Source organism: Tardiphaga sp. (assembly GCF_028290785.1).
In the GTDB taxonomy this organism is placed as follows: Bacteria; Pseudomonadota; Alphaproteobacteria; order Rhizobiales; family Xanthobacteraceae; genus Tardiphaga.
This window is the reverse complement of record NZ_JAQGJD010000286.1, coordinates 1-3,440: the sequence shown is the minus strand read 5'-3', so window position 1 is coordinate 3,440 and position 3,440 is coordinate 1. Positions and strand designations below refer to the sequence as shown.

General features: G+C 62.8%; 4 protein-coding genes. 2 read left to right on the top strand and 2 right to left on the bottom strand.

Features of this window, described 5'->3' with window-relative positions:
- Positions 1 to 605, bottom strand: a 605-nt coding sequence (locus JWR89_RS17305) for a 2-hydroxychromene-2-carboxylate isomerase (RefSeq protein ID WP_299718307.1), incomplete at its 3' end; no start/stop codon positions are given.
- 89 nt (positions 606 to 694) lie between these two features.
- On the bottom strand, positions 695 to 1,306 hold the full coding sequence (locus JWR89_RS17300; protein ID WP_299718306.1) for a DUF2239 family protein: 612 nt from the start codon (positions 1,304 to 1,306) through the stop codon (positions 695 to 697).
- 121 nt (positions 1,307 to 1,427) lie between these two features.
- On the opposite strand from JWR89_RS17300, the gene JWR89_RS17295 reads away from it, so the two are divergent.
- Complete coding sequence (locus tag JWR89_RS17295; RefSeq protein WP_299718305.1) at positions 1,428 to 2,093, top strand: glutathione S-transferase; 666 nt, start codon at positions 1,428 to 1,430, stop codon at positions 2,091 to 2,093.
- Positions 2,094 to 2,277: 184 nt separating this feature from the next.
- A partial coding sequence (locus tag JWR89_RS17290; RefSeq protein ID WP_299718303.1) for a histidine ammonia-lyase occupies positions 2,278 to 3,440 on the top strand: 1,163 nt, incomplete at its 3' end.

Sequence of the window (3,440 nt, the reverse complement as noted above, 5' to 3'; positions counted from 1 at the left end):
TACCGCGTGATCAATTCCTCGATGTCGCGCAGCTGTTCCTTGCCGTAGAACATCTCGTCGCCGACATAGAAGGTCGGCGAGCCGAACGCGCCGCGATCGACGGCAAATTGGGTGTTGGCGACCAGCTTGGCCTTCACCTCGGGCTCCTGCCCGCGGGTGAGCAGCCTGGCGCCGTCGAGACCGGACGCGTTGAGCGCCGCGATGGCGATTTCCGGATCGTCCATTTTCTTCGGCTCGCGCCACATGTGATGAAATGCGGCCTCGACATATTCCTTGAACACGCCTTCGAGCTGGGCCGCAATCGCCGCGCGCATCAGGTTCAGCGTGTTGACCGGAAAGAACGGGTTCATCACATAGGGCTCGACCTGAAAGCGCGCGATGAAGCGCTCGGTCTCGAGTTCGTGAAACTCGCGCTTGTTCTTGATGCCGGCCAGCGATTCGGCCGGCGACTTGTTGTTGGTGGCCTTGAAGATGCCGCCAAGCAGCACCGGGACATAGGCAAAATGAGCGCCGGTGCGCGCCTCGATCGCCGGGATCGCCTCGTGGCTGAGATAGGCGTTGGGGCTGCCGAAATCGAACAGGAACAGCGGGGATGGTGGATGCACGGCGGGCTCCCTGGGTGGCGACCTGAGGCGTCGCCACCTTATATGATCAATGTCATTTCAATCGAAGCTAGCGGTTCGATTTGCCGTAATCAACCGGGCGCAGCCGGCGTTCCGGAATGGCTGCCCGCCGCAGCCATCAATCGCCCGATGTGGTCGCGGATATCCGCTGGCCACGCCGCGGTCAGATCGGCGAAGCGCGCGGTGTCGTCGGCGAACAGCGCGCGCGACGCTTCCTCGAAGCCCGGACGGTCGCCGGCCATCGCCGACATGAAATGATAGGCGGCGTCGCGTGCGGCGCGCTGGCGGTCCCGGTCGGCGTTGGCGCGGCGGGCGTCATCGACCAGCTTGCGCAGCGCGACGGACGCGCCGCCGGGCCGGGCATTGAGCCATTCCCAATGCCGCGGCAGCAGCGTCACCTCGCGGGCGACGACGCCCAGCTTCGGGCGGCCGGGTCCGCGCGGCGCCGGCGGTGCGCTTTCCGCGACAACGGGCTGCGGCAGCCGCGCGACAATGTCGCGGTGGCTACCGCGCAGATCGAGGTCAATCGGGCGGCCGCTGGCGTCGTCGAAGATGACGATGGGCGCTGGGACGTTGCCGCCGGACGCCATCTTGACGGCGATCGCGACCTCGGCGAGCGCGCCCGAGGCCAGCAGGCGGTCGCCGGCGAAGGCGGTAAAGCTGGTGGAAAGCGCTTCGTTCATGGTCAAACCTGCCGTTAAATGAGGATAACAAGCTCGCTATTTATACCCGGGTAATTTAGACGTCAATATTGTCCGGGTAAAATATGATCTTCGTCTCATCTGTCGCCTCCCGGGGAACGCCATGCTGACTGTCCACCACCTCAACAATTCCCGCTCGCAGCGGGTGCTCTGGCTGCTCGAGGAACTCGGCGTGCCCTATGACATCGTGCGCTACAACCGGCAGCCCAACATGCTGGCGCCGCCGGAGCTGCGTGCCATCCATCCGCTCGGCAAGTCGCCTGTGATCACCGACAACGGCAACACCATCGCGGAGTCCGGTGCGATCGTCGAATACCTCGTCACGACCTATGGCGAGGGCCGTTTGATTCCCCCGGCCGGCACGCCGGAGCGGCTGCGCCTCACCTATTGGCTGCACTATGCGGAAGGTTCGGCAATGCCGCCGCTGCTGCTGAAGCTGATCTTCCTGATGTTGCCGAAGCGCGCGCCGCTGCTGATGCGGCCGCTGGTCAAGGCGATTGCGGCGAAGGCGCTGGACACCATGGTCAATCCGCAACTGAAGAGCCACATGGCGTTCTGGGAAGGCGAACTCGGCAAAAGCGAATGGTTCGCCGGCAACGAGTTCACCGCCGCCGACATCCAGATGAGTTTTCCGCTCGAAGCCGCTTCCGCGCGCGCGGGACTGGCGCAGGGGCACCCGAAAGCGATGGCCTGGCTCGCGCGTATCCACGCCCGCCCCGCCTATCAGCGCGCGCTGGAAAAGGGCGGACCGTACAGTGTGGGGCGTTAGCGCGTTTTCGGAATGAACTGACCCACAACCCCGTCATTGCGAGGAGCCTTTGCGACGAAGCAATCCAGTCCTTGCCGAGCTTGTGGCTTCTGGATTGCCGCGTCGCTTCGCTCCTCGCAATGACGGCTGCGGGTGAATCGAGTCAACTCAAAGAAAAATGCGCTGGGAGTATGCTTCTGTGAAAATGAGTTTCAAGGCCGGAGAGGTCACGCTGGCCGAATGGCGGTCTATCTATCGCGGCGCCACGCCAACACTGGATAAAGGCTGCGAAGCTCGCGTGAAAGCAAGTGCCGAGGCAGTTGCCCGCATCGTTGAAAAAGGTGATCCGGTTTACGGCATCAACACCGGCTTCGGAAAACTCGCGAGCGTTCGTATCGAGGCCGCCAACATTCTCGCGCTGCAAAGAAATATCGTGTTGTCGCATTGCGCGGGCGTCGGCGATCCAGCGCCCGCGGCGATCGTCCGGCTGATGATGTGCTTGAAGATTGCAAGCCTGGCACAAGGGTTTTCTGGCGTCCGTCTGGAAACGATCCAGTTATTGGACGCCATGATTGCAAATAATATTATTCCGGTGGTGCCATCGCAGGGCTCGGTCGGTGCGTCGGGCGATCTGGCGCCACTTGCCCATATGACGTCGGTGATGATCGGCGTCGGTGAGGCATTCACCGGATCGGGAAGGATGGGCGCTGTCGAAGCGCTTGCGAGCGTCGGGTTGAAGCCGATCGTGTTGGGGGCCAAGGAGGGGCTGGCGCTATTAAATGGCACTCAATTTTCGACGGCCTGTGCTTTGGCGGGGCTGTTCGAGGCCGAGATTCTGTTCAAGACAGCTATCATCAGCGGCGCATTGTCGACTGACGCGGCGCGCGGCTCCGATGCTCCGTTCGACCCGCGAATCCATGCGCTACGCAGACATGCCGGACAGATCGCGGTGGCCTTCGCGCTCAACGCGTTTCTCGCCGGCAGCGCTATCCGGGAGTCGCATCGGACGGGGGACGTTCGTGTTCAAGATCCGTACTGCCTTCGTTGCCAGCCACAGGTGATGGGCGCTGCGCTGGACGTGTTGCGCCAGGCCGCGAATACGCTTCTCACGGAAGCGAACGGGGTTTCGGACAATCCGTTGATCTTCTCTGAAGACGATCTCGCCATTTCCGGCGGCAACTTTCACGCCGAGCCCGTGGCTTTCGCGGCCGATATGATTGCGCTTGCTGTCTGCGAGATCGGATCGATTTCGGAGCGGCGGATCGCGATGCTGGTGGATCCGGCGCTCTCAGGCATGCCGGCGTTCCTGACGCCAAAGCCCGGACTCAATTCAGGTTTCATGATTGTGCAGGTTACGGCGGCAGCGCT